Source organism: Nonomuraea sp. NPDC047529 (assembly GCF_040642995.1).
Classification (GTDB): Bacteria; Actinomycetota; Actinomycetes; order Streptosporangiales; family Streptosporangiaceae; genus Nonomuraea.
Map to the genome: position 1 here is coordinate 312,763 of NZ_JBEYTJ010000001.1, position 22,670 is coordinate 335,432.

Annotated in this window: 22 protein-coding genes; 13 read left to right on the forward strand and 9 right to left on the reverse strand. The window is 69.2% G+C overall.

The annotated features are described in order from the left end of the window. Positions 1-4: 4 nt before the first annotated feature. Positions 5-538 carry an orotate phosphoribosyltransferase gene (pyrE, locus tag ABZ815_RS01605; protein WP_357692801.1) on the forward strand — a complete coding sequence of 178 codons (534 nt, stop codon included), beginning with the start codon at positions 5-7 and terminating at the stop codon, positions 536-538. Between the two features lie 54 nt (positions 539-592). On the opposite strand, the gene ABZ815_RS01610 is transcribed toward pyrE, so the two are convergent. Further along, positions 593-1,303 (reverse strand): DedA family protein, encoded by a 711-nt coding sequence (locus ABZ815_RS01610; protein WP_357692803.1) that lies wholly within the window; start codon positions 1,301-1,303, stop codon positions 593-595. Positions 1,304-1,429: 126 nt separating this feature from the next. Here ABZ815_RS01610 and fbaA point away from each other — a divergent pair, with 126 nt between their 5' ends. The 6 genes from fbaA to ABZ815_RS01640 all read left to right on the forward strand — a co-directional run bounded on the left by fbaA (position 1,430) and on the right by ABZ815_RS01640 (position 7,474). Then, positions 1,430-2,452 (forward strand): class II fructose-bisphosphate aldolase, encoded by a 1,023-nt coding sequence (fbaA, locus tag ABZ815_RS01615; RefSeq protein ID WP_352357541.1) that lies wholly within the window; start codon positions 1,430-1,432, stop codon positions 2,450-2,452. 34 nt (positions 2,453-2,486) lie between these two features. Then, positions 2,487-2,897: a DUF3151 domain-containing protein gene (locus ABZ815_RS01620; protein ID WP_357692805.1), complete on the forward strand. Its 411-nt coding sequence runs from the start codon at positions 2,487-2,489 to the stop codon at positions 2,895-2,897. A gap of 117 nt (positions 2,898-3,014) precedes the next feature. Beyond that, a complete protein-coding gene (locus ABZ815_RS01625; protein ID WP_357692806.1) occupies positions 3,015-4,298 on the forward strand; it encodes an adenylosuccinate synthase in 1,284 nt (427 codons plus the stop codon). Positions 4,299-4,566: 268 nt separating this feature from the next. Next, positions 4,567-5,208 carry a hypothetical protein gene (locus ABZ815_RS01630; protein ID WP_357692807.1) on the forward strand — a complete coding sequence of 214 codons (642 nt, stop codon included), beginning with the start codon at positions 4,567-4,569 and terminating at the stop codon, positions 5,206-5,208. Beyond that, positions 5,208-6,845 (forward strand): N-6 DNA methylase, encoded by a 1,638-nt coding sequence (locus tag ABZ815_RS01635; RefSeq protein WP_357692809.1) that lies wholly within the window; start codon positions 5,208-5,210, stop codon positions 6,843-6,845. The genes ABZ815_RS01630 and ABZ815_RS01635 overlap by 1 nt, the downstream gene beginning before the upstream one ends. Further along, the gene (locus ABZ815_RS01640; RefSeq protein ID WP_357692811.1) at positions 6,839-7,474 is read left to right on the forward strand and encodes a restriction endonuclease subunit S; all 636 of its coding nucleotides are present in this window, start codon (positions 6,839-6,841) and stop codon (positions 7,472-7,474) included. Before ABZ815_RS01635 ends, ABZ815_RS01640 begins: the two co-directional genes overlap by 7 nt. Here the strand turns inward: ABZ815_RS01640 and ABZ815_RS01645 are convergent. After that, positions 7,467-8,003: a GNAT family N-acetyltransferase gene (locus ABZ815_RS01645; protein ID WP_357692813.1), complete on the reverse strand. Its 537-nt coding sequence runs from the start codon at positions 8,001-8,003 to the stop codon at positions 7,467-7,469. The two genes, ABZ815_RS01640 and ABZ815_RS01645, sit on opposite strands and share 8 nt — an antisense overlap. Positions 8,004-8,271: 268 nt before the next feature. On the opposite strand from ABZ815_RS01645, the gene ABZ815_RS01650 reads away from it, so the two are divergent. Continuing rightward, positions 8,272-9,180 carry a glycerophosphodiester phosphodiesterase family protein gene (locus ABZ815_RS01650; protein ID WP_357692815.1) on the forward strand — a complete coding sequence of 303 codons (909 nt, stop codon included), beginning with the start codon at positions 8,272-8,274 and terminating at the stop codon, positions 9,178-9,180. A 37-nt stretch (positions 9,181-9,217) separates the two neighbouring features. On the opposite strand, the gene corA is transcribed toward ABZ815_RS01650, so the two are convergent. Continuing rightward, the gene (gene corA, locus ABZ815_RS01655; protein ID WP_357692817.1) at positions 9,218-10,234 is read right to left on the reverse strand and encodes a magnesium/cobalt transporter CorA; all 1,017 of its coding nucleotides are present in this window, start codon (positions 10,232-10,234) and stop codon (positions 9,218-9,220) included. A 473-nt stretch (positions 10,235-10,707) separates the two neighbouring features. On the opposite strand from corA, the gene purD reads away from it, so the two are divergent. The 4 genes from purD to ABZ815_RS01675 all read left to right on the forward strand — a co-directional run bounded on the left by purD (position 10,708) and on the right by ABZ815_RS01675 (position 15,592). Then, the gene (purD, locus tag ABZ815_RS01660; RefSeq protein ID WP_357692819.1) at positions 10,708-11,925 is read left to right on the forward strand and encodes a phosphoribosylamine--glycine ligase; all 1,218 of its coding nucleotides are present in this window, start codon (positions 10,708-10,710) and stop codon (positions 11,923-11,925) included. After that, complete coding sequence (locus ABZ815_RS01665) at positions 11,922-12,758, forward strand: phosphoribosylaminoimidazolesuccinocarboxamide synthase (RefSeq protein WP_357692821.1); 837 nt, start codon at positions 11,922-11,924, stop codon at positions 12,756-12,758. Before purD ends, ABZ815_RS01665 begins: the two co-directional genes overlap by 4 nt. A gap of 77 nt (positions 12,759-12,835) precedes the next feature. Beyond that, the gene (gene murA / locus ABZ815_RS01670) at positions 12,836-14,101 is read left to right on the forward strand and encodes a UDP-N-acetylglucosamine 1-carboxyvinyltransferase (protein ID WP_357692823.1); all 1,266 of its coding nucleotides are present in this window, start codon (positions 12,836-12,838) and stop codon (positions 14,099-14,101) included. A gap of 201 nt (positions 14,102-14,302) precedes the next feature. Further along, on the forward strand, positions 14,303-15,592 hold the full coding sequence (locus ABZ815_RS01675) for a GTP cyclohydrolase IIa (protein WP_357692825.1): 1,290 nt from the start codon (positions 14,303-14,305) through the stop codon (positions 15,590-15,592). 292 nt (positions 15,593-15,884) lie between these two features. Here the strand turns inward: ABZ815_RS01675 and ABZ815_RS01680 are convergent, their stop codons facing one another. Further along, positions 15,885-16,343 carry a rhodanese-like domain-containing protein gene (locus ABZ815_RS01680; protein ID WP_357692827.1) on the reverse strand — a complete coding sequence of 153 codons (459 nt, stop codon included), beginning with the start codon at positions 16,341-16,343 and terminating at the stop codon, positions 15,885-15,887. Between the two features lie 160 nt (positions 16,344-16,503). Here ABZ815_RS01680 and ABZ815_RS01685 point away from each other — a divergent pair, with 160 nt between their 5' ends. Then, the gene (locus tag ABZ815_RS01685; protein WP_357692829.1) at positions 16,504-17,442 is read left to right on the forward strand and encodes an EamA family transporter; all 939 of its coding nucleotides are present in this window, start codon (positions 16,504-16,506) and stop codon (positions 17,440-17,442) included. Here the strand turns inward: ABZ815_RS01685 and hisC are convergent. The 5 genes from hisC to ABZ815_RS01710 are packed head-to-tail and all read right to left on the reverse strand — an operon-like array spanning position 17,439 to position 22,652. Beyond that, entirely contained in the window at positions 17,439-18,497 is a 1,059-nt protein-coding gene (gene hisC, locus ABZ815_RS01690; RefSeq protein WP_357692831.1) for a histidinol-phosphate transaminase, read from the reverse strand. The genes ABZ815_RS01685 and hisC overlap by 4 nt on opposite strands. A 26-nt stretch (positions 18,498-18,523) precedes the next feature. Further along, on the reverse strand, positions 18,524-19,039 hold the full coding sequence (locus tag ABZ815_RS01695; protein WP_357692833.1) for a GNAT family N-acetyltransferase: 516 nt from the start codon (positions 19,037-19,039) through the stop codon (positions 18,524-18,526). Then, entirely contained in the window at positions 19,036-19,692 is a 657-nt protein-coding gene (locus ABZ815_RS01700) for an NUDIX domain-containing protein (protein ID WP_357692835.1), read from the reverse strand. Before ABZ815_RS01700 ends, ABZ815_RS01695 begins: the two co-directional genes overlap by 4 nt. 31 nt (positions 19,693-19,723) lie before the next feature. Further along, the gene (locus ABZ815_RS01705; RefSeq protein WP_357692837.1) at positions 19,724-21,520 is read right to left on the reverse strand and encodes a DUF4434 domain-containing protein; all 1,797 of its coding nucleotides are present in this window, start codon (positions 21,518-21,520) and stop codon (positions 19,724-19,726) included. Positions 21,521-21,563: 43 nt separating this feature from the next. Next, entirely contained in the window at positions 21,564-22,652 is a 1,089-nt protein-coding gene (locus ABZ815_RS01710; protein WP_357692839.1) for a glycosyltransferase, read from the reverse strand. Between the last annotated feature and the right edge of the window lie 18 nt (positions 22,653-22,670).

Sequence of the window (22,670 nt, forward strand, 5' to 3'; positions counted from 1 at the left end):
GCGCATGACAGACCGCGACAACCTGCTGGCCGAGATCAAGCGCAAGGCCGTCGTCCACGGCAAGGTCACGCTCTCCTCGGGCAAGGAGGCCGACTTCTACCTCGACCTGCGACGCATCACGCTCGACGGGGTGGCCGCGCCGCTCGTCGGCAAGGTGATGCTCGACCTGACCGACGATCTCGACTTCGACGCCGTGGGCGGGCTCACGATGGGGGCCGACCCGGTGGCCTGCGCGATGCTGCACGCGGCGGCGGCGCGCGGGCGCACGCTCGACGCGTTCGTGGTGCGCAAGGCGCAGAAGTCGCACGGCATGCAGCGCCGCATCGAGGGGCCCGAGGTGAAGGGGCGCCGGGTGCTGGCCGTGGAGGACACCTCGACGACCGGCGGCTCGCCGCTGACCGCCGTCGAGGCGCTGCGGGAGGCGGGCGCCGAGGTGGTGGCCGTGGCCACGATCGTCGACCGGGGCGCGGGCGCGCGGATGGCGGAGGAGGGGCTCGACTACCGCACCGCCTTCACCCTCCGGGACCTCGGACTGTGACGGCCTCCCTCGCGCCCTGCTCACCCGGGGCGCGAGGGACGGTCGACGGCGGGATCAGTGCTGAGGGTCGGTGCTGGAGGGCACGCGGTGGTGCTTGCCGTTGGGCAGGGGCATCCGCTTGCGCTCGCGGCGCTTCTTGACGACCTCGATGATGATCGGGATCAGCGAGATGAAGACGATGATGAACACGCCCGGCAGGATGTACTTGTCGATCTGCTTGGGGTCGACCTTGCTGCCGAGGAAGTAGCCGAGCAGCACCAGGCCCTCGACCCAGACCACGCCGCCGATGACGTTCCACAGGAAGAACCGCCTGGCGGGCATCTCCAGCACGCCGGCCACCGGGTTCATGAACGTGCGGACGATCGGCACGAACCGCGCCAGCACCACCGCCCTGGCCGGCCCGAACTTCTGGAAGAACTCCTCGGCCCGCATCACGTGTTCGCGTTTGAACAGCCGGGAGTCCGGCCTGTCGAACATCTTCCTGCCGAACCTGGCCCCCAGGAAGTGGCCGAGCTGGGCGCCCGCGATGGCGCACAGCGGTGTGCCGATCACCAGGACGGGGAAGGAGATCGGCGGCGCCTCGCCCACGACCAGCGACGCGGAACTGAAGATCCCCGCCGCCACCAGCAGCGAGTCGCCCGGCAGGAAGAAGCCGAGCAGCAGACCCGTCTCGGCGAAGATGATGGCCAGCACGCCGATGGTGGCGAAGGCGCCGAGGATGGTGAGCCACCACGTCGGGTCGAGGAGATTCCAGAGCCAGTCCACCCCGTGAGCCTACCTGGAGCCGAGCGAATCGGATGTGGCCATCCGGCTCGCGTTGTCACTACCAGTTGAGGTGGGGAGCCGGGATACTGGGCAGGCGCGAAGCCGTACTTCTCAGGGAGATGACTCATGCCCATCGCGACTCCAGAGGTCTACGCCGAAATGCTCGACCGTGCCAAGGCGGGCGGGTTCGCCTATCCGGCGATCAACGTGACCTCTTCTCAGACCTTGAACGCCGCCCTGCGCGGGTTCGCCGAGGCCGAGAGCGACGGCATCGTGCAGGTGTCGACCGGCGGCGCCGAGTTCCTCTCCGGCACGACGGTCAAGGACATGGTGACGGGCGCGACCGCCCTGGCCGAGTACGCGCGGGTCGTCGCCGCCAAGTACCCGGTCACGGTGGCGCTGCACACCGACCACTGTCCCAAGGACAAGCTCGACGGCTACATGCGGCCGCTGATCGACATCTCGCTGGAGCGGGTGTCCAAGGGCCTCGACCCGCTCTTCCAGTCGCACATGTGGGACGGCTCGGCCGTGCCGCTGGAGGAGAACCTGGAGATCGCCAAGGAGCTCCTGGACAAGTGCGCCCGCGCCCGGATCATCATGGAGATGGAGATCGGCGTGGTCGGCGGCGAGGAGGACGGCGTCGTCGGCGAGATCAACGAGAAGCTCTACACCACCGCCGAGGACGCGCTGGCCACGGCCGAGGCCGTCGGCGTGGGCGACCGGGGCCGCTACATGCTGGCCGCCACGTTCGGCAACGTGCACGGCGTCTACAAGCCGGGCCACGTGAAGCTGCGGCCGAGCGTGCTGAAGGAGATCCAGGACGCGGTCGGTGCCAAGTACGGCAAGGACAAGCCGTTCGACCTGGTCTTCCACGGCGGCTCCGGCTCGCTGCTGGAGGAGATCCACGAGGCCATCTCCTACGGCGTCGTGAAGATGAACGTCGACACCGACACCCAGTACGCCTTCACCCGGCCGATCGCCGACCACATGTTCCGCAACTACGACGGCGTCCTGAAGGTCGACGGCGAGGTCGGCAACAAGAAGGCGTACGACCCGCGCGCCTACGGCAAGAGCGCCGAAACCGGCATGGCGGCCCGCGTGGCGGAGGCCTGCCACAACCTCAAGAGCAGTGGGACGAAGATCTCCTAGCCACTTGGGCGGCACGGCGGGTATGACTTGTCCTATGGATAACCTTCTCGCCGGGCCGCCCCCGACTCACCTGCCGGACCTGCCCGAGGCCAGGGAGGCGCTCGAATCAGGGGCCAAGGCCGCCGACGTGGCCGCCCGCTTCCCGGCCCACCCGGCGGCCTGGGCCGCGCTCGCGGAGGAATACTTCGCGCAGGGCCACGCCGTCACCTCCTACGCCTTCGCCCGCACGGGCTACCATCGCGGCCTCGACCAGCTGCGCAGGAGCGGCTGGAAGGGCCACGGTCCCATCCCTTGGGAGCACGAGCCCAACCGCGGCTTCCTGCGCTGCCTCTACGCCCTGTCCAGGGCCGCGCAGTCCATCGGCGAGAAGGACGAGGCCGAGCGTTGCCTGCAGTTCCTCAAGGACAGCACCGAAACCGGATATGAGGCGCTGGCCAAGGGTTAGCACCCCATTGGGGGCACGCGCCTTGGGACGAATAGGCAGACTCGGGTAGTCTCTCTACGCAAGAGCCCCTGTCGCACTTGCGCCAGGGGTTTCGTTTTGTGCTCGGGAGACTGAACAATGCCGGCTGCCGTTCTCGTTGGGGCCCAGTGGGGCGATGAAGGCAAGGGCAAGGCCACCGACCTGCTCGGTGGCGACGTCGACTACGTCGTCCGTTATCAGGGTGGCAACAACGCGGGACACACCGTCGTCATCGGTGACCAGAAATACGCTCTGCATCTCCTGCCGACAGGGATCCTGTCGCCGGACGTCGTACCGGTGATCGGCAACGGTGTGGTGATCGACCCGGGGGTGCTGCTGAGCGAGATCGACGGGCTGGCCGCGCGGGGCATCTCCGCCGAGCGCCTGCTGATCTCGTCCAACGCGCACCTGATCATGCCGCACCACAAGGCGCTGGACAAGGTCACCGAGCGCTATCTGGGCAAGGCCAAGATCGGCACCACCGGACGCGGCATCGGCCCCGCGTACGGCGACAAGATCGCCCGGATGGGCGTGCGGGTCCAGGACCTGCTCGACCCGGGCATCCTGGCCAAGAAGATCGAGGTCGCGCTGACCGAGAAGAACCAGGTGCTGACCAAGGTCTACAACCGGCGCGGCATCGACCCGGCCGCCGTGCTGGAGGAGTACCTGGCCTACGCCGAACGGCTCAAGCCGCACATCGCCGACACCTCGCTCGTGCTCTCCAAGGCGCTGGATGAGGGCAAGTTCGTGCTGCTGGAGGGTGGTCAGGGCACGCTGCTCGACATCGACCACGGCACGTACCCGTTCGTCACCTCCTCCTCGCCGACGTCCGGGGGCGCGTGCGCCGGGGCGGGCATCCCGCCGAACCGGCTCACGAAGATCATCGGCATTCTGAAGGCGTACACGACCCGCGTGGGCTCGGGGCCGTTCCCGACGGAGCTGACCGACGAGACGGGCGAGTGGCTGCGCCAGACGGGCGGCGAGTACGGCGTCACCACCGGCCGCAACCGGCGCTGCGGCTGGTTCGACGCGGTGATCGCCCGCTACGCGACCCGGATCAACGGCATCACCGACTACTTCCTCACCAAGCTCGACATCCTGTCGGGGCTGGAGAGCATCCCGGTGTGCGTGGCGTACGAGGTCGACGGCGTCCGGCACGACGAGATCCCGATGACCCAGACCGACTTCCACCACGCGGTCCCGGTCTACGAGGAGCTGCCGGGCTGGAAGGAGGACATCTCCAACGCCAAGTCGTTCGACGACCTGCCGCCGAACGCGCAGGCGTACGTGCGGACGCTGGAGGAGATGAGCGGGGCGCCCATCTCGGCGATCGGCGTCGGCCCGGGCCGAGACCAGACCGTCGTGGTCCGCTCGCTGGTCTGAGGCTGACCGTAAGGGGGACGGCGTTGCCGTCCCCCTATCGTCGAGGGTTAACAGTTTTTGTATTGCCATACGCTTGATCGCGGGGGAAGGGCGCGGTGTACCGTCAAGGTACAGCGAATGCCCTCTGAGGCGGCAGCTCGTACAACTGCGATCGCAGAAAAAGCCGTGCCCCGGGCGGCATGCGGAGCAGAGGCGGACCCGGGGCGTACAAACTACAGCATACCCCGAGGTGCCGCTACGAGTCAGCCGTGCTCTGGAGGGTTTCGCCATGCGTACTGACGTGCCTGGGTGGATCGAGCGAACGATCTCCGAGCCACGCTTCGCGCCGTACCTTGCCGCGTTCAGCGGAGACAGTTCGCCTGCTTGGAATCTGTACCAGTGGAACGTCGAAGTGTCCGAAGCGTTCTACCAGCCGTTGCATTGGTTGGAGATCAGCCTGCGGAACGCCGAGCATCGTGAACTGTGCGAGAGGTTCGGGCGAGCCGACTGGTGGCACGTGGCTCCGTTGCAGGAGCATGACGCCGACAAGGTGCTCAGGGTGGAGAGCGAGTTGCACCGCAGGAACAACCGTCGCCCCGGCGCGGACAACGTGGTCGCCGAGTTGTCGTTCGGCTTCTGGGTGTCGCTGTTGGGACGTCGGTATGACCGCCACTTGTGGGTGCCCGCTCTCCACCGCGCCTTCCCGCACTACAAGGGGGCCAGGGAGCCGCTGCGTGACAACCTCCAGGCCATGCTGCTCCTGCGTAACCGGATCATGCATCACGAGCCCGTGCACCACCGGCATCTGGCTGCCGATCACGCCAAGATCTATCGCCTGCTCGGCCACGTCGAACCGAAGCTCGTCACATGGCTCCAAACCATCGACCGCCTGCCCGGCGTGCTGGCCCGCCGTCCGGAAGGCGCGCGGTGATGGCCGCACCCGACGGTTACGTGTCGCGGCCCGACATTGCTCGGCTCGCCCAGGTGAAGCGGCCGGCGGTGAGCAACTGGGAACGCCGTCACAAGGGGTTCCCCCAACCGGAGCGCATCGGCGGCGAGGACTACTTCCCTGTCGACTCGATCGCGTCCTGGCTCGACCACCGGCCGATCGCGGTCAATCGACTGCTGCCTGACGAACAGTTGGGAACCACCTTCGGCCAGCGCTTCCGGAGAAACCTTGCGGCGCCGAAGCCGGGTGGCACCGTGGATGCCCCACCCGCGCTGCCGGCCGCCGCTTCTCTGGTGACCCCCGAGGAGGACTTGTGGAGGGGCCTGGAGCGCTTGCGCGGCGTCCATGACGTGGGCTCTTACCGCAATCTGGTACTTGGCCTGATTTACGCGCGGGAACGCGACGGGGCCGGCTGGACAGATGCATCTGGTGACAGAGGACGCGAGTCGGCGTGGGCCACCGACGCCCTGCGAAAGCTGGCATGGGAGATGGACGGCATGCTGCCCGACATCAAGCGCGGGCACATGATGCTCGCCGAAGTCGCCGGCATCGTTGACAGGGCGGTCCGTACGATGGGCGCCGCCGAGGCCTTTCGCGTCTTCATGGATCGCTTCGCACTATGGGAAGGCAAGCGTAGCGGCGAATTTCACACACCACGCTCTGTGGCGCGTGTCTTGGTCGACGTCACCGCAGCCGAGGCGCCGGCACAGGTCTATGACCCGAGCTGTGGATCCGGAGAGCTGCTTCTCGCGGCCGTCGAGCGCGCGCAGGAGACGGATCCCGAACAACAGTTGACGATCCGTGGCGACACGCTCCAGCGGGACAGCCTGCCCCTGGCCCGGATGAACATGGAACTGCACGGCGTCGACGCCCGACTCGGCATCCAGACCCTGGAGGCGCTGTGCGACCCGCGGCCTCCTCATGAGCGCTTTTCCCACATCATCACAAACCCTCCCTTCAACGTCAGAAACTGGTGCGAAGACGATCCGGCGTACCGGCGGCCATGGCGCTACGGCCCCCCTCCACGCGGAAACGCGAATTTCGCCTGGTTGCAGTATGTGCTGGAACGCCTGTCGCCCGGCGGGAGAGCCGCGGTTCTCATGGTGCCCGGCACCGCCTTCTCCGAGAACCCGCGCGAGCGCGCGATTCGCAAGGCTCTCGTGAACGACGGCATGGTGGAAGCACTCATAGCCCTGCCTCCACGCCTCTTCCCCACAACGGGCATCGGCGCCACCGTCTGGGTGCTGGGCCGGGAGGAAAGGCCGCGACAGGAGGTTCTGTTCGTGGACGCGACGGCGATGGGGCGGCTCTCCCGCCGCTACCAACGTGAGCTGTCGAACGAGGATCACGAAGCGATCGCCGGCGTCCTCGCCGACTGGCGCGCGGAGAGGGCGCCGCGGCGCGAGGTGCCGCCCTCTTCGGCAGAGACCATCGAGGAGCTGGGGCGACAGAACTACAACCTCAATCCCAGCAGGTACGTCAGACCAGAGCTTCCAAGCCGTTCGGAGCACGGAGGGCAGGACGTCGAGACACTGCTCCGAGAACTGGACCAGTTGCATGTGGCAGCGGCGAAGGCGGACGCCGAAGCCGACCAGGCGTTGAAGAGACTCACATGGTGAGCGCGTTGATCGGTGAGTTGCCCGCCGGCTGGACCGAGACCAATCTCGCCGAGATCTGCGAACTCACGGCCGGTGCCGCGCTGCAGGAGAGCCCTGACGGGCGCACTACCGTGATCAAACCCAAGAATCTCGTCGGCGGTCGCATCACTGGAACCTTCGATCACGTGAGCGACGAGGAAAGCGGAAGGCTGGCCCGCTACCAGCTCAAGCCCGGAGACATTGCCTGTGTGCGAACCGGCGCGATCGGCCGACACGCGTCGGCGACCTCGGAACATGAGGGTTGGGTGTTCGGCACCGGCATCATCAGGATCCGTCCCAGTGGCGACGTGGACGCGCGCTACCTCGACTCCTACCTGAGCCATCCGGCTGTGCTGGACTGGTTGGAGCGCAACGCGGTACGCAGCCCCATTCCCAATGTCAGCACCGGCGTCCTCGGCACCCTGCCTGTCGCGCTCGCCCCCTTCGAGGTCCAAAGGTCGATCGGCCGCACCCTCCACGTCCTGAACGAGAAGGTGGCGGCCCACGAACGGATCGCCAGGACCACTGCAGCTCTTCGGGACGCGACGATTCCGCTGTTGTTCTCCGGAACGGTCACGATCGCGGCCGAAGAGGAAAGTCCTCTCAGGTGAGGACGGCGGCGGTCATCGGGGTGTGCAGGGTCCAGCCGAGGGTTTCGTAAAGGGCCTGGCCCGCGGCGGTGGCGACCAGGACGCCGGTGCGGGCGCCACGGGACACGGCGGCGGCGGCGACCGCGTTCATGACGACCGTGCCGAGGCCGCGGCGCCGGTGCTCGGCGGCCGTCTCCACCTGGTCGACCACGGCGGCGCGGCCCGCGACGGCGAACTGGCCGCGCGCCGCCACCTCGCCCGCCGCCGTGAGCAGCCGGGCCACGGTCACCCCGGCCCTGGTGGTGACGGCCAGGGTGTAGCCCGCGGGGGCCTTCGGGGTGATGCGCGGCAGGGAAGCGGTGGTCATCATGTACTCCTGCTCCTGCACGGACCACTCCGGGGGCAGCGAGGGAGTGACCGACTCGGCCGGGGCGCAGAGCTTGAGCCAGGTGCCGGGGACGGTGAGCGTGCCGGTCAGGTGGGCCAGGATCTCCGGGGTCGGGGTGGCGACGATGTGCCGCGCCACGTGGCCGGGGAGGCCGACGTCCACTCTGAGGCCCCATGGTTCGGGGACGGGCCGCGGTGCGCTGCGGGAGATCGCCCAGCCATCCACCCATGCCCGGACTGTTGCGGAATGGGCGTGTTTGAGAACCTCCGTCATGGGTTCCAGCTTATTGCAAGGTAGTTGCATTTATCGTGTAATAAGCGGCCGGAGGGTTCGCTTGGCGGCCTTCAGCCTTCGACCAGGGCGTAGCAGGATAAAAAGGACACGGCGTGGCACTGCCTCAGCTGGGCTCGCGCCGGGTAGTGTCCCCGGTGTGCGCGTTGAGATTCATGGTCACCGGGGAGCGCGGGGCCTGTGGCCGGAGAACACCCTGCCAGGGCTGAGCCGCACGATGGAGCTCGGCGTCCATGCGCTTGAGCTCGACGTCGCCCTCACCGCCGATCGCCGCCTCGTGCTCACGCACGACCTCACCGTGTCGGCCGTCACCAGTGCCGACCGCCGGCCACTGCGGCAGGGCGATCCGCTCTTCCCGTACGTGGGCAAGCCGATCAACGCGCTCAGCCTCGCCCAGTTGCGTACGCTCGACGTGGGCGTACGCCTGCCGCGCCACCTCGACGACCCGTTCGCGCTCACCCAGGTCGCCATGCCGGAGACCAGGATGCCCACGCTCGGCGCGGTGCTCGGGCTGGTCAACGCCTACGAGGCCGAGCACGTACGGCTGCACGTCGAGCTGAAGTCCGACCCCACCAGGCCGGAGCTGACGGCCGACCCCGAGATGTTCACCGAGCTGGTGGTGGAGGAGCTCGACCGGCACGGCAGGCTGGGCAACGCCGCCGTCCTCAGCTTCGACTGGCGCGTCATCGGGCACGCGGCCCGGCTCGCCCCGGTGACCAGGCGGTTCGCGCTGATCGAGCTCGACACGCTCCACTGGCACGAGGGCGGGCTGGGCGACGACGTCCCCGCCGCCGCTCGCGAGGCCGGCGCCACCACGCTCTCGCCCGAGCACGTGATGGTCGACGAGAAGCTGATGGCCCAGGCGGCCGCGGCGGACCTCGACGTGGCGGTCTGGACGGTCAACGAACAGGCCCTGGCCGGGCGGATGATCGACCTCGGCGTGGCCGGGATCGTGACCGACTATCCCGACCGCATGCGGGAGCTGTGGCGCGAGCGTGGCCTTGAGCTGCCGGAGGGGGTTCGGCCGCTCAAGCCCGTGAGCGTCTGAGCGCGGCTCGGAGCCGGCCGTCGCGGCGGAAGCCGCTTCAGAGCCAGCCGTTGCGGCGGAAGCCGCGGTGCAGCAGCACGCAGGCCGTGATCATGACGGCCAGCACCGCCGGATAGCCCCAGACCTGCTTGGTCTCGGGCATGAAGTCGAAGTTCATGCCGTAGATGCCGGCGATCATCGTCGGCACGGCCAGGATGGCGACCCACGAAGAGATCTTGCGCATGTCCTCGTTGGCCAGGGCGTTCGAGCGGGCCAGCGCGGCCTGAAGGATCGAGCTGCACAGTTCGTTGGAGGCCTCGACCTGCTCGCAGACGCGTGACAGGTGGTCGCCGACGTCGCGGAAGTACTCGCGCATCTCCGAGGGGATGACGCGGCGCTGCGGCAGCGCCGACAGCGGCGACTGCAACGGGGTGACGGCCCGCTTCATCTCCAGCATCTCCCGCTTGAGCTGGTAGATCCGGTTGATGTCGCGGGAGCTGACGTCGGCGAAGACGGTCGCCTCGACCTCTTCGAGCTCCAGCTGCATCAGGTCGGCCACCTGGAGGTACTGGTCGACGACGTGGTCGGCGATGGCGTGCAGCACGCCGGCCGGGCCGCGGTTCATCAGCTTGGGCTTGTCCTCAAGGCGCTCGCGGACCAGGGTGAGCGGGCAGTGCTCGCCGTGGCGCACGGTCACCACGAAGTCGACCCCGAGGAACACCATGATCTCGCCGGTCGCGATGATCTCGCTGTTGGCGGTCAGCTCGTCGTGGTCGAGGTAGGCGACCGTCTTCAGGACCATGAACAGCGACTCGCCGTAGCGCTCGACCTTGGGACGCTGGTGGGCCTTGACCGCGTCCTCGACGGCCAGGGGGTGCAGGCCGAAGACCTCCGACAGCCACTCCACCTCGGGCGCCTCGGGCTCGTGCAGGCCGACCCAGACGAACGCGTTCGCGCCGTCGGCCTTGTTGTTGTGCTCGCGTACGAGTTCGAGGGACTCGACGATGCCCGGGGCACAGACCTTCTTGCCCTGGATGTAGGCGCCGAATTCGACGATGGAGTCGACAGGGGGCACGCAGACCTCACGCGCCGGCTTGGCCGACGGACGTGCGACGTGCGGCTGAACAGGGTGACGGTTGATGCGACGGAAAAGCGTGGACGAGCGCATGGCAGTCCCTTTCCGCCCGACCTGGCACGCTCCACGCGCGATGAAAAGTCACCTCAATCGACACAAATGCGTGGAGGCACGATCAGGCTGCCGGATTGGAGTGGTCGGGGGTAACTGGGGCGTACGTGGGAGAGCACGTACTGCTGGGATCACCAGGTTTCATCCCGGACCACCTCCAATCACAAGAGACGCCGCAAAGCCGCCTTAACCTACCACAGGCGGGTGAACCCAAACGACGATACTCGCCGGAGGGCTCTGGGATCAGGTAGAACCACACAAAGATGCGCACTTGTTCCGGCATCAGCGGTGCCCGCGAAGTCCCCGGGACGTGCCCGAGACCCGCGCCGGGCGGGGCGGCGGGGCCTGCGACAATGGGGCACGTGCGCGTTCTAGTCATTGGTTCCGGAGGGCGTGAGCACGCCCTGTGCCGTTCGCTCAAACTCGATCCCCAGGTCAGCGAGCTCCACTGTGCTCCCGGTAACGCGGGCATCGAAGGCGTCGCGACCGTTCATCCCGTCGATCCCGTCGATCCCGCGCAGGTGGCCGGGCTGGCCGCGCGGCTGGGGGCCGACCTCGTCGTGGTCGGGCCGGAGGCGCCGCTCGTCGCGGGCGTGGCCGACGCCGTGCGCGAGGCCGGCATCGCCTGTTTCGGGCCGACCCGCGAGGCGGCCATGCTCGAAGGCTCCAAGGCGTTCGCCAAGGAGATCATGAAGGCCGCCGACGTGCCGACCGCCCGGGCGCGCACGTGCGAGACCGAGGCCGAGGCCGCCGCGGCGCTCGACGAGTTCGGCGCCCCCTACGTCGTCAAGGACGACGGTCTGGCGGCGGGCAAGGGCGTGGTCGTCACGCGCGACCGCGACCAGGCGCTGGAGCACGCGCGGGCCTGCGAGCGGGTGGTGATCGAGGAGTTCCTCGACGGGCCCGAGGTGTCGCTGTTCGCGCTCTGCGACGGCAGCACGGCGGTGCCGCTCCAGCTCGCCCAGGACTTCAAGCGGGCCTACGACGGCGACGAGGGGCCCAACACCGGCGGCATGGGCGCGTACACGCCGCTTCCCTGGGCTCCGGAAGGGCTCACCGAGCAGGTCATGCGCGAGGTCGTGCATCCGACGATCGCCGAGCTGGGGCGGCGCGGGCTGCCGTACCAGGGGGTGCTCTACGTGGGGCTGGCCCTGACCTCGAAGGGGCCGAAGGTGGTCGAGTTCAACGCCCGCTTCGGCGACCCCGAGACGCAGGTGCTGCTCGACCGGCTGGAGACGCCGCTCGGCGGGCTGCTGATGGCGTGCGCGACCGGCGAGCTCGGCCCCGACCCGGTGTTCAAGGACGGCTCGGCGGTGACCGTGGTGATCGCGGCGGAGAACTACCCCGACGCGCCGGTGAAGGGCGACGTGATCACCGGCCTGGCCGAGACCGAGCACGCGTACGTCATCCACGCCGGCACCACGCGCGGCCCCGGCGGCGAGGTCGTCTCCAACGGCGGCCGCGTGCTGACCGTCGTCGGCAGCGGCCCCGACCAGGAGAGCGCCCGCCGCAACGCCTACGACCTCGTTGATCGCGTCGAGCTGCGCGGCTCGCACCACAGGACGGACATCGCCCGATGAAGCACCTGCACTCCGGCAAGGTACGCGACCTCTACGAGACCGACGAGGGCCTGCTGCTGATGGTCGCCTCCGACCGGATCTCGGCCTTCGACTACGTGCTGGAGCCGGACATCCCCGACAAGGGCGCCATCCTCACGCAGATGTCGCTGTGGTGGTTCGACCAGCTCAAGGACGTCGTGCCCAACCACATCGTGTCCGGGGGCGAGGAGGCGCGCAGCGTGGTGTGCAAGCCGCTGCGCATGGTCCAGGTGGAGTGCGTGGCCCGGGGCTACCTGACCGGCGGCGGCCTGTCGGAGTACCGCGCGACCGGCACGGTGTCCGGGGTGCCGCTGCCCGCCGGGCTGGAGGACGGTTCCCGGCTGCCGGAGCCGATCTTCACCCCCTCGTCCAAGGCCCCGCAGGGGGAGCACGACGAGCCGATCTCCTTCGAGCAGGTGGTCGCCGAGGTCGGCGCGGAGACCGCCGAGGAGCTGCGGCGCATCACCATCGACGTCTACACGCGCGGCGCGGAGATCGCCCGTGAGCGCGGCATCATCCTGGCCGACACCAAGATCGAGCTGGGCTGGGACGCCGACGGCGTGCTGACGCTGGGCGACGAGGTGCTGACCCCGGACTCGTCGCGGTTCTGGCCGGCCGACGAGTGGAAGCCGGGCCGGGCGCAACCTTCTTTCGATAAGCAATATGTACGTGATTGGCTGCTCTCGCCCGAATCCGGATGGGACAAATCCTCCGGAAACCCCCCGCCTCGACTTCCCGACCATGTTGTCGAGCGCACGAGGCAGCGATACCTGGAAGCGTATGAGCGCATCACGGGGGCTTCCTTTAGCGGATGATTCGGCTGGGCCACCTGGTGTTAGCGACTACTGTTGGCCCGATCGAGCCTCACCGTTGATTTCAAGGAGCCGCACGAATGGTCCGTTACCGCGTGCGCGGTGGCAACGCACTGCGTGGAACCGCGTTCATCCAGGGCGCGAAGAACGCCGTGCTTCCCATGATCGGCGCGGCTCTGCTGGCCGCCAAGGGCCGTACGGTGCTGCGGAACGTGCCGATCATCGAGGACGTCCGGCGTGCCATCGAGCTGGCCGAGGCGATCGGCGCGTACGTGGAGCTGCACGAGTCCGAGCGCACGCTGGTCATCGACGCCTCCAGGCTGAGCAGCCCGGTGCTGCCCGCCGAGATCGCGCGCCGGTTCCGCGGCTCCGTGCTGTTCACCCCGGCGCTGCTCCACCGGCTGGGCGAGGCGATCGTCGAGGGCGTCGGCGGCTGCAACCTCGGCAGCCGCAACCTCGACTTCCACTACCTGGGCTACAAGCGGCTCGGCGCGGTCGTCGACGAGGGCGAGACCGTCATCCACGTCAAGGCCAGCGGCCTGACCGGCGCGACGCTCTACCTCGACACCCCCTCCCACACCGGCACCGAGAACCTGATCATGGCCGCCGCCCTGGCCAAGGGCACGACGGTGATCGAGAACGCGGCCCTTGAGCCCGAAGTGCTCGACGTCATCGACATGCTCACCAAGATGGGCGCGCGCATCAGCGGCGGCGGCACCGGGTTCATCACCGTCGAGGGCGTGGAGGAGCTGCACGCCGTCGAGCACACCGTGATGCCCGACCGGCTCGACGCGGGCGTGTTCGCGATGGCCGCGGCGATCACCGGCGGCGAGCTGAGCCTCGTGGGCACCGGCCTCGACCTGGGCGTCGTCCGCTACAAGCTGGAGCAGATGGGCGTCGACTTCGCCCGGCAGGGCGCGGTGCTGCATGTGCGGTGCGACCGCCCGCTGCGGCCCATCAACATCATCACCGACACCTACCCGGGGTTCGCGACCGACCTGCAGTCGCCGATGATGACCGTGGCCGCCCTGGCCGACGGCACCAGCTACATCCACGAGCGCATCTTCGACGGCCGCTTCGCCCTGGCCGGCGAGCTCAACAAGATGGGCGCCGACGTCGAGGTCGACGGCAGCCGGGCCGTCGTACGCGGCCGCACGCCGCTCACCGGCGCGCAAGTCACGGCGCACGATCTGCGCTCCGGTATCGCGCTCGTGCTCGCCGGTCTGGCGGCCGAAGGAGAGACCGTCATCGAGTCGGGATACCTCATCGATCGCGGCCACGCACATCTCGCGTCGCGAATGCGCGCGCTCGGCGCGGACATTACACGAGAGATTTCTGAGCGCTAAAAAAGATGAGAAAAACCGCGTTGAGCTGCTGAGACTTCTTGTCGGGCGGTCAACCAGAACGACTTTCCGGAAAAGTCGGGCGTGACATTACGGCCCCCGCGAGCGATCGTTCCAAAAGAGAGCACTGCAACGGACGGCAGGATGGGACGAACATTGGTCGAGAGGGCCGAAGAAACTCCCCGAGTGTCACGCCCGGGCGCCATGACACCGGACCTCACCATCGGCGTGGTCGGACCCCACGACCTGGTCGAGCGAGTCATGCTGATGGGTCACGCCGCGGCACCGCTGCCGTGTCGCCTGGTCGCGGCCGCGTACCGCGACGAACAGGAGGCGCCCGACAAGGTGACGCGGCTCGGTCCCGGTGTCGACGCATGTCTGTTCGCCAGCCCGGTCCCTTATGACCTGGCCAGGCGATCAGGCGTGCTGACGATGCCCGCGACCTACGTGCAACTTGGTGGAGCGGCATTGGTGGCGGCGCTGGCCAAGGCGGCGCTGGACACCCGGATGGACCCGCAACGGGTCAGCGTGGACGTGGTCAGCAGGGCGGACGTCGAGGAGGCGTACACCGACCTCGGCATACCGGCCACGGACGTGCACAGCCGCGACGAGCCCGGCGCCACGGGCACGATCGCGGCCTACCACGAACGGCTGGCCCGCCAGGGCGCCACCTCGGGAGCACTGACGTGCCTGCCCGCGGTGGCCGAACGCCTGCATGCCGCGGGCGTACCGGTCATCAGGATCAGGCCGACCTCGGCGGCGGTCCGGACGGCGCTGCACACCGCGGCGCTGCTCGGGGCGCATCACCGGCTGGAGGAGTCACAGCTCACCGTGGTGCTGGTGGAGGTGCCGACGCTGCGCGAGCCCGTGCGGCGCGCGGCGCCACGCTACTGGCGCGACGAGCTGCGGCTGTCGCTGCACCGGCTGCTGGTCCAGGAGGCGAACCGGATCAACGCGACCGTCTGGCCGATCGACGATCACAGTTACCTGGTCACCGCGACCAGGGGCTCGATCGCCGCGGCCACCGACGGGTTCAGGGTGTTGCCCTTCGCGGCCAGGATCCGGGACGAGCTGGGGCTGGCGGTCGAGGTGGGCGTCGGGATGGGGCGTACGACACACGACGCGGAGTCGCACGCGCGGGCCGCGCTGGCCCGCACCCAGGCGGGCAAGCAGGCCCAGGGGTTCGCGGTGGACCGCGAGGGCCGGGCCCTCATCCCGGCCCCTCGGATGCCACCCACCGGGTCGAACGCGCTCAAACCGAAGGGCGTGGAGGTACTGGCCAGGCTGGCGGCCAAGCTCGAAGGCGGCGACACGGTGGTCGACGCCGAGGGCGCGGGCAAGATGCTCGGGGTGACGCCACGCACGGCTCGGCGGTTGCTGCGCACGCTGGTTGACGAGGGACTCGCGTGGCCGCTACCGCCGAACCGCACCCCGCAGCCGGGGCGTCCGCGTCAGCTCTACCGGCTCATCGTGGAGAAGCTCGGACCGCGGTGACCGTACGGGGCCCGTCGCCCCCTTTCCGGGGCGACGGGTGCCGAATTCTTGACCTCGGGAGTCAAAGGTACAGACAATCCTGTTGACTCTTGGGGACTTATTGGTTGACCCGAGTAGATCCGGGTATGTTCACAACGCCCCCGATCGACGGGATTCGGACGGGGGCGCCAAACTTTCCCCTCCCCTTCACGCGGAATACGTCTGCAAGGGGCTGTGGGCCACCTGACGGGGCTGATCAGCCGACCGACATGTCTGGATATAGCCGGTCGTTTCGGCTGGACTGGGGGCGCTTTCAGCAGGCGCACGCGATCCCGGACACCGGCGCCGTCAGCGCGTCGATCGGCCGCCGCGTGACGCCGGACGCGGTCTCGACCGGAAAACCCTCTCTGGCCCAGTACTCGAAGCCGCCGAGCATCTCCTTGACCGCGTACCCGAGCCTGGCGAACTCCAGGGCGGCCCGCGTGGCGCCGTTGCAGCCGGGGCCCCAGCAGTAGGTGACGACGGTGACACCCGCGGGGATCAGGCCGGCGGCCCCTGTGGCGATCTCCGCCGTGGGCAGGTGCACCGCCCCCTGGACGTGCCCCTGGTCCCAGCTCTCCCGGCTGCGGGAGTCGACGACCACCACGCCCGGCGCGCCGGCGGCCAGGTCGGCGGCCACGTCCGAGACGTCGGTCTCGAAGGACAGGCGGGCGGCGAAGTGGGCGAGGGCGGCGGCGTTGGGGGCGGCCGGGGTGGAGGTGACGGCTGACATCTACGACATATCCCTTCATTGCTGGACAGTCGCGATCGTCTCAGCCGGCCCGCCCTCCTCAACAGTGGCGCGAAAGCCGCCTATCGCTAATATCCCGCCAGGGTCCGAAGTCTGATACTCGCCGGTGTTATGTCCGAGTGGCCCGGTAAGGTCATGACCCATGAGTGCGAACACCACTGACAGCCGGGCTACCCTCCTGGTCTGGAGCGCCCTGGCGATCGTGTACGTGGTGTGGGGCTCGACCTACCTCGGCATCAGGATCGCCATCGAGACCATGCCCCCGATGCTGAGCGGCGCGCTGCGGTTCGTGACGGCCGCGCTGCTGCTGGGCGGCTTCCTGATGATCAGGAAGGGCCTTGAGCCGTTCCGGGTGTCGTGGCGGCAGTTCTGCGGGGCGGGGCTCGTCGGCCTGCTCCTGCTGACCAGCGGCAACGGCATGGTCGCCGTGGCCGAACAGCACATCTCCAGCGGCCTGGCCGCGCTGCTCGTGGCCTCCGTGCCGCTCTGGCTGGTCGTGTTCCGGATCATGGTCAGGGACCGGCCGGCCGTGCTGACGCTGGCGGGCGTGCTCGTCGGGTTCGGCGGCGTCGCCGCGCTGTCGGTGACCGGCGGCCAGTCGGTCGACACCACCGGGATCGTGGTGATCCTGGTCGCCTCGTTCTCGTGGTCGATCGGCTCGTTCCTGTCGGCGCGCATCCCCATGCCCGCCAACCCCTTCGCGGCCAGCACGATCGAGATGCTGGTCGGCGGCGCCGGCCTGGCCGTGACCGGCACCGCACTCGGCGAACGGCTCGACCTGACGGCGATCTCCGGACGCTCCTGGATGGCGCTGGCCTACCTGGTGCTGGTCGGGTCGCTGGTCGGCTTCACCGCCTACACCTGGCTGCTGGGGAACGCGCCGATCTCGCTGGTGTCCACGTACGCGTACGTCAACCCGGTCGTCGCCGTGCTCCTCGGCGTGCTGATCGTGAACGAGCACGTCACCCCGCAGATCATCGCCGGGGGCGCGGTGATCCTGGTCGGCGTCGCCCTGGTGGTCTCCACCGAGCGACGCGCCAGGACCAGGGCCGCGGCCCTCGCCCAAGAGGTCAGCGCCTAACCGCGGAACTCCTTGGCCGCGGTGAGGAAGGCGTCGTTGGCCTCGGGGTCGCCGATGGAGACCCGGGCGCCCTCCCCCGCGAACGGCCGCACGGCCACGCCCTCCACCGCGCAGGCGGCGGCGAAGTCGAGGGTGCGCTCGCCGAGCCGCAGCCAGACGAAGTTCGCCTCGGTCGGCGGCACCGTCCAGCCCTGCTCGATCAGCGACTCGCGGACGCGGCTGCGCTCCTCGACCACCCGCTCGACCCGCTCCAGCAGCTCGTCCTCGGCCTTGAGGGAGGCGACGGCGGCGATCTGCGCGAGGTGGTTGACGGCGAACGGGATGATCGTCTTGCGGACGGCCGCCGCCACCGGCTCGGGCCCGATCAGGTAGCCGACCCGCAGGCCCGCCAGCCCGTACGCCTTGGAGAACGTGCGCAGGACGCAGACGTTCGGGCGGTCGCGGTAGAGCGTCAGGCCGTCGGGGACGTCCTCGTCGCGGACGTACTCGCGGTAGGCCTCGTCCAGCACCACGAGCACGTTCTCCGGCACGCGGTCGAGGAAGGACAGCAGCGCGTCGCGGCGGATCGCGGTGCCGGTGGGGTTGTTGGGGTTGCACACGAAGACCATGCGGGTACGGTCGTTGATCGCCTCCGCCATGGCGTCCAGGTCGTGGTCCTCGCCCGCGAGCGGCACCTGGACGGACGTCACCCCGGACAGGTCCGCCAGCAGCGGGTACGCCTCGAACGACCGCCACGCGTAGACGACCTCGACGCCGGGCTCGCCGACCGACTCGAACAACTGCTGGGCGACGGTGACCGAGCCCGCGCCGAGCGCGATGTGCTCGAACGGCACGTCGTACCGCTCGGCGATGGCCTCGGTCAGCTTGACCGCGCCGGGGTCGGGATAGCGGTTGATCTGACGGGCGCCCTCGGCGACTGCCTCCACCACGGAGGGCAGCGGGTCGTAGGGGGATTCGTTCGAGGACAGCTTGTACGACCGGCCGTCGGCGGAGACCACGGCCTTGCCCGGCTTGTAGGGGGGCATGGTGTCCAGGATGTGGCGGAAACGAGGCATACAACCACCTTAGGCCAGGCGCTTCATCAGCACCGGGACGGGAGCGGATGACGGCGTTCCCAGCGGGTCTCGCCGTCGTGGACGAGGTCGGTGGCGTGCAGACCGGCGCGGGCGGCGACGGCGGCGGAGGCTGCGTGGTCGGGGTGGACGTGGGCGACGACCGTGCCGATGCCCTGGGCGTCGCACCAGGCGACCAGGGCGCGGGCGGCCTCGGCGGCCAGACCTCGGCCCTGCCACGGCACCCCGATCACCCAGGCGATCTCGGCCGTCCCTTCGTCGACGGTCGCCTGAACGTAGCCGGTCAGGCGGCCGTCGGCGCGCAGGCGCAGCACCCAGTTGTGCCAGCCGGACGGGCCCGCGACCAGGCGTTCGTAGCGGGCGCGCAACTCCTGCTCAGTGGCGGGGACGCCGCCGATGAACTCGTGCAGGCGCTGGTCGGCGAGCACGGCCGCCATCTCCGCGGCGTGCTCCACCCGCAGGGGTACGAGGGTCAGGCGAGGGGTCTCGATGACGTCCGCAGCGCAGTCCGGGTGGGAGGTCATTCCTGCAGCATAGGGGGGTGGAGGAGTTCGGCCGGGCCGCGGCGGTAGAGCTTGGCGGGGCGGCCGCCGTCTCTGGTGGTGGTGGCGCCCGTCTCCACCAGGAAGCCCTCGGCCTTGGTGACCTTCCGGTGGAAGTTGCGGGGATCGAGGGGGCGGCCCCAGACGATCTCGTACACCCGGCGCAGGTCCGCGACGGTGAACTCCGGCGGGCAGAAGGCCGCGCCCAGGGACGTGTACTCCAGCTTGGCCCGGGCCCGCTCGACCCCGTCGAGCATGATGCGGCGGTGGTCGAAGGCCATGACGTTCAGCGCCTCGACCGGCTGCCAGCTCATGTGCGCCTTCTCCGAGGCCGGCAGGTCGGGGGCCAGGCCCAGGTAGGCGACGCTCAGGACGCGCTGACGCGGGTCGCGGTCGGGGTATCCGTACGTCTGGAGCTGCTCCAGGTGCACCGGGGCGCCCGGGAGGCCGGCGCGCTCGGCGAGGACGCGGTGGGCGGCGGCCGGCAGGTCCTCGTCGAGCTGGATGAAGCCGCCGGGCAGCGACCAGCGGCGCAGGAACGGCGGGTTGTCGCGCCGCCACACCAGAGCGCTGAGAGCATGGTTGCGTACGGTGAGCACGACCAGGTCGACGCTGACCGGGATGCTCGGGACCATGGACGGCACGTTACACGGAGTCCCGTCTGCCCTATGCGGATATGCGTACGTGGAGCGGCGTCGTGGCCTGCTTACCCGACGCCCCCTTGATCCCTATCTTGACCCATTCCCCGGGCGGCACCTGGGTCCAGTCGAACGGCACCCAGGCCGTCGCCATCCGGGCCGGGTGCTCGTCCAGCGGGTCCTTGTCCAGCCAGCCGACGGCCGAGACCACCAGCTCCTTGGTGCCGCCGGACCATTCGAGCAGGACCGTGCTGCCGTCGAGGTTGTAGCCGCGCACCTCGACGCCGTCCTGGGGGTCGCGGGGCCGCCTGATGGCGTCCACGGCGATCGGGCGCTGCCAGTCGGAGGCGATCTCGTCCTGGAGCGAGGGGTCGCCGCAGGTCATGAAGTCGCTCCACATGTAGGAGACGATCTTCTGGACGTACCGGCCGGCCATCGTGACGGCCTGGTCGAGGCGCTTCTTGTCGGTCTGGCCGCGGGTGCCCTGCGGGGCGCACGGCTGCTTGCCGGACGGCTCGAACGCCTCCACGTTCGCCCACAGCTCCACCTCGTGACCGGCCTGGAGCATCTCGTCGCGCGCCTTGGCCATCTCCCGGTAGTAGTCGCGGGTCGAGCCGTGGTACGCGGTGCCGTACGCGGCCTCTCCCACCACCGGACGCAGCCGGTCGTCCACCTCGGTGTCGCGCTCGTCCGGCCAGAACAGGCCGACCTTGCCCGTCCCGCGGCTGTCCTGCGGGGCGATGATGCCGACGCCGGTCCTTGCCAGCGCCTTGAACGCTTCGGCCACCTGCGCCGGCGTCTGGCCGAAGCCGACCCGCTTGCGGGCGTCGAGGTACGGGCTGATCAGGATCGGTTTGCCCAGCTCCTGCTCCACGATCCGGTGCTGGTCGGCGTACACCTCAAGGGTGGGATTGGTGGCCAGCGTGGCGCCCATCTGCACCTCGAACGGCTGGTAGACGCCGCCCAGCGCCTGCCGGTCGGCGAAGCGCACGCCGTAGTCCTGGAGGATGCGCCGGGTCAGCGTGGTGAGGGTGCCGATGTGCCGCTTGTTCGCCCTGGTCGGCGTCGCGGGGTCGCGCGGGGCGAGCGGCAGCGCGGGGAACACCCGCATGCCGAACTGGTCGGCCAGGTCGAGCAGCTCCTTCAGGCTGTCCTTGGCCGAGCCGGCCACCAGGATCATGTCGTAGGAGGTGGCCTTCTTGCTGAAGTCGCAGGTGGAGTCGTCGGAGCCGTCGGGCGGGGTGACCATGCGGTAGTAGATCCGGTCGCCGACCTTGACCCGGTGTTCCATCTTGGGGCAGCGGAACAGGTCGTCGCCGAACGCCTCGTCGGTGCGGTAGACGTACGTGCGCCCGACCCGGTTCCCGGGGTTGGCCTTCCTCAGGTCCTGCTCAAGCGCGTCGCGGCAGCTCTGGCCGTCTTCCTCGCACGCCTTGTACAGCGGGTCGAGCGAGCCGTCCTTCGCCAGCACCTCGCCGGTGTCGGAGACGCCGCGGAACTGCAGGCCGTACCCGATCCTGATGATCGTGTCGCCGCCGGCCCGGTGGATCTCCTGGAGCTGGTGACGCCAGGTGCAGGGGTTCGACTTCGGCGTGATCCAGTAGCCGGTGACGGCGTAGAAGTTCTTGGTGGTGGTGTCGAACGTTCCACAGGGGTCGGTGAACTCCTTGACCTTCGGCGGCGGCGGCTTCGACACCGTCCTGGACGGCTTCGGCGTGCTCGACGAGGACGCGACCGGCCGCTCGGACGACGACGGGAAAAGGATGATCACCACCGCGACCACGGCCAGGACGGCTGCGCCCACGAGCAGGAAGAGCCATCGCACGTTCAGGAACCTACCGCTCTCGTGATCTGCCGGAGATAAACCGCTATCGCGTGATACCGGCCCATGCCTCAAGCTGGGACACGAACCGCTTGGCAGAGTTCGGCCAGTGGTGGTTCGCGCGGGCCGCCGCGTAACCGCGAGCGCCCTGCGCCCGCCGTTCGCGCACGTCGTCCCGCAGCGTCAGCACCGCCTGCGCGACGGCCTTGGGGTCCTCCCAGGGCACCACGACCCCGCTGTCGTACCGCTCCACCAGCTCGACCGCGCGCGGCGACGGCGTCGTGATGACCGGGATGCCGTGCGCCATGTACTCAATGATCTTGGTGGGCATCGAGTGCCGGTAGTTGGGCTCGTCGTGCAACAGCGACAGCCCGGCCAGCGCACCGTCGAGCCGCTTGAGCGCCTCGTCGTTGGGCATGAAGTCGCGCCACTCCAGCAGGCCGTCGGCGACGGCCTGGTTGAGCATGGGACGGCTCTGCGGATCGGCGTACCCGATCAGCTCCACCGCCACCCGGTACGGCTGGAGCAGCTTGGCCACCTCGACGGCCTCGAACACGCCGCGCGCCCGCGACAGCCACCCGAGGTAGACCACCCGGTCGTCGCCCGGAGGCGTCACCGAGTCCGGCACCCACGTCTCGTTCGGCACGATCAGATGGGCGTGCTTGAACCGGCCCGCGTAGGCGGTCTCGGCCAGCAGCAGGTTCATGTGCCGCTCGGCCGTGCCCTCCAGCATGCGGGCGAAGAAGCGCACCGGCGGGCGCAGGAACGAGGGCAGCCACGGCTTGAGCGAGAGCGTCGCCGGGGTGTCCTCGTGCACGTCCCACACCACCGGCGGCCGGTTGCGCACGCCCCAGACCGCGAACAGCAGCTCGGGGTCGTGGATCAGGACCAGGTCGACCTTGTTCCGCATGCGCTTGAACAGCCGCCGGGCAGCCCAGACGGCCGCCATGCGCTTGCGCTGGGCGGCCCTGGGCAGATCGACCCCGTTGACCCATGGACGCGGTACGACCCCGTGCGCCGTGAAAGAGGCGGCATACGTGACCTCATGACCGGCATCCACGAGGGCACGGATCTGCCGATGCAGAATTCTCGCGTCCTCGGGGTTATGCACCACCGTCATGACGAGCACGTGCACTGCGCGCAGCCCTCCGTC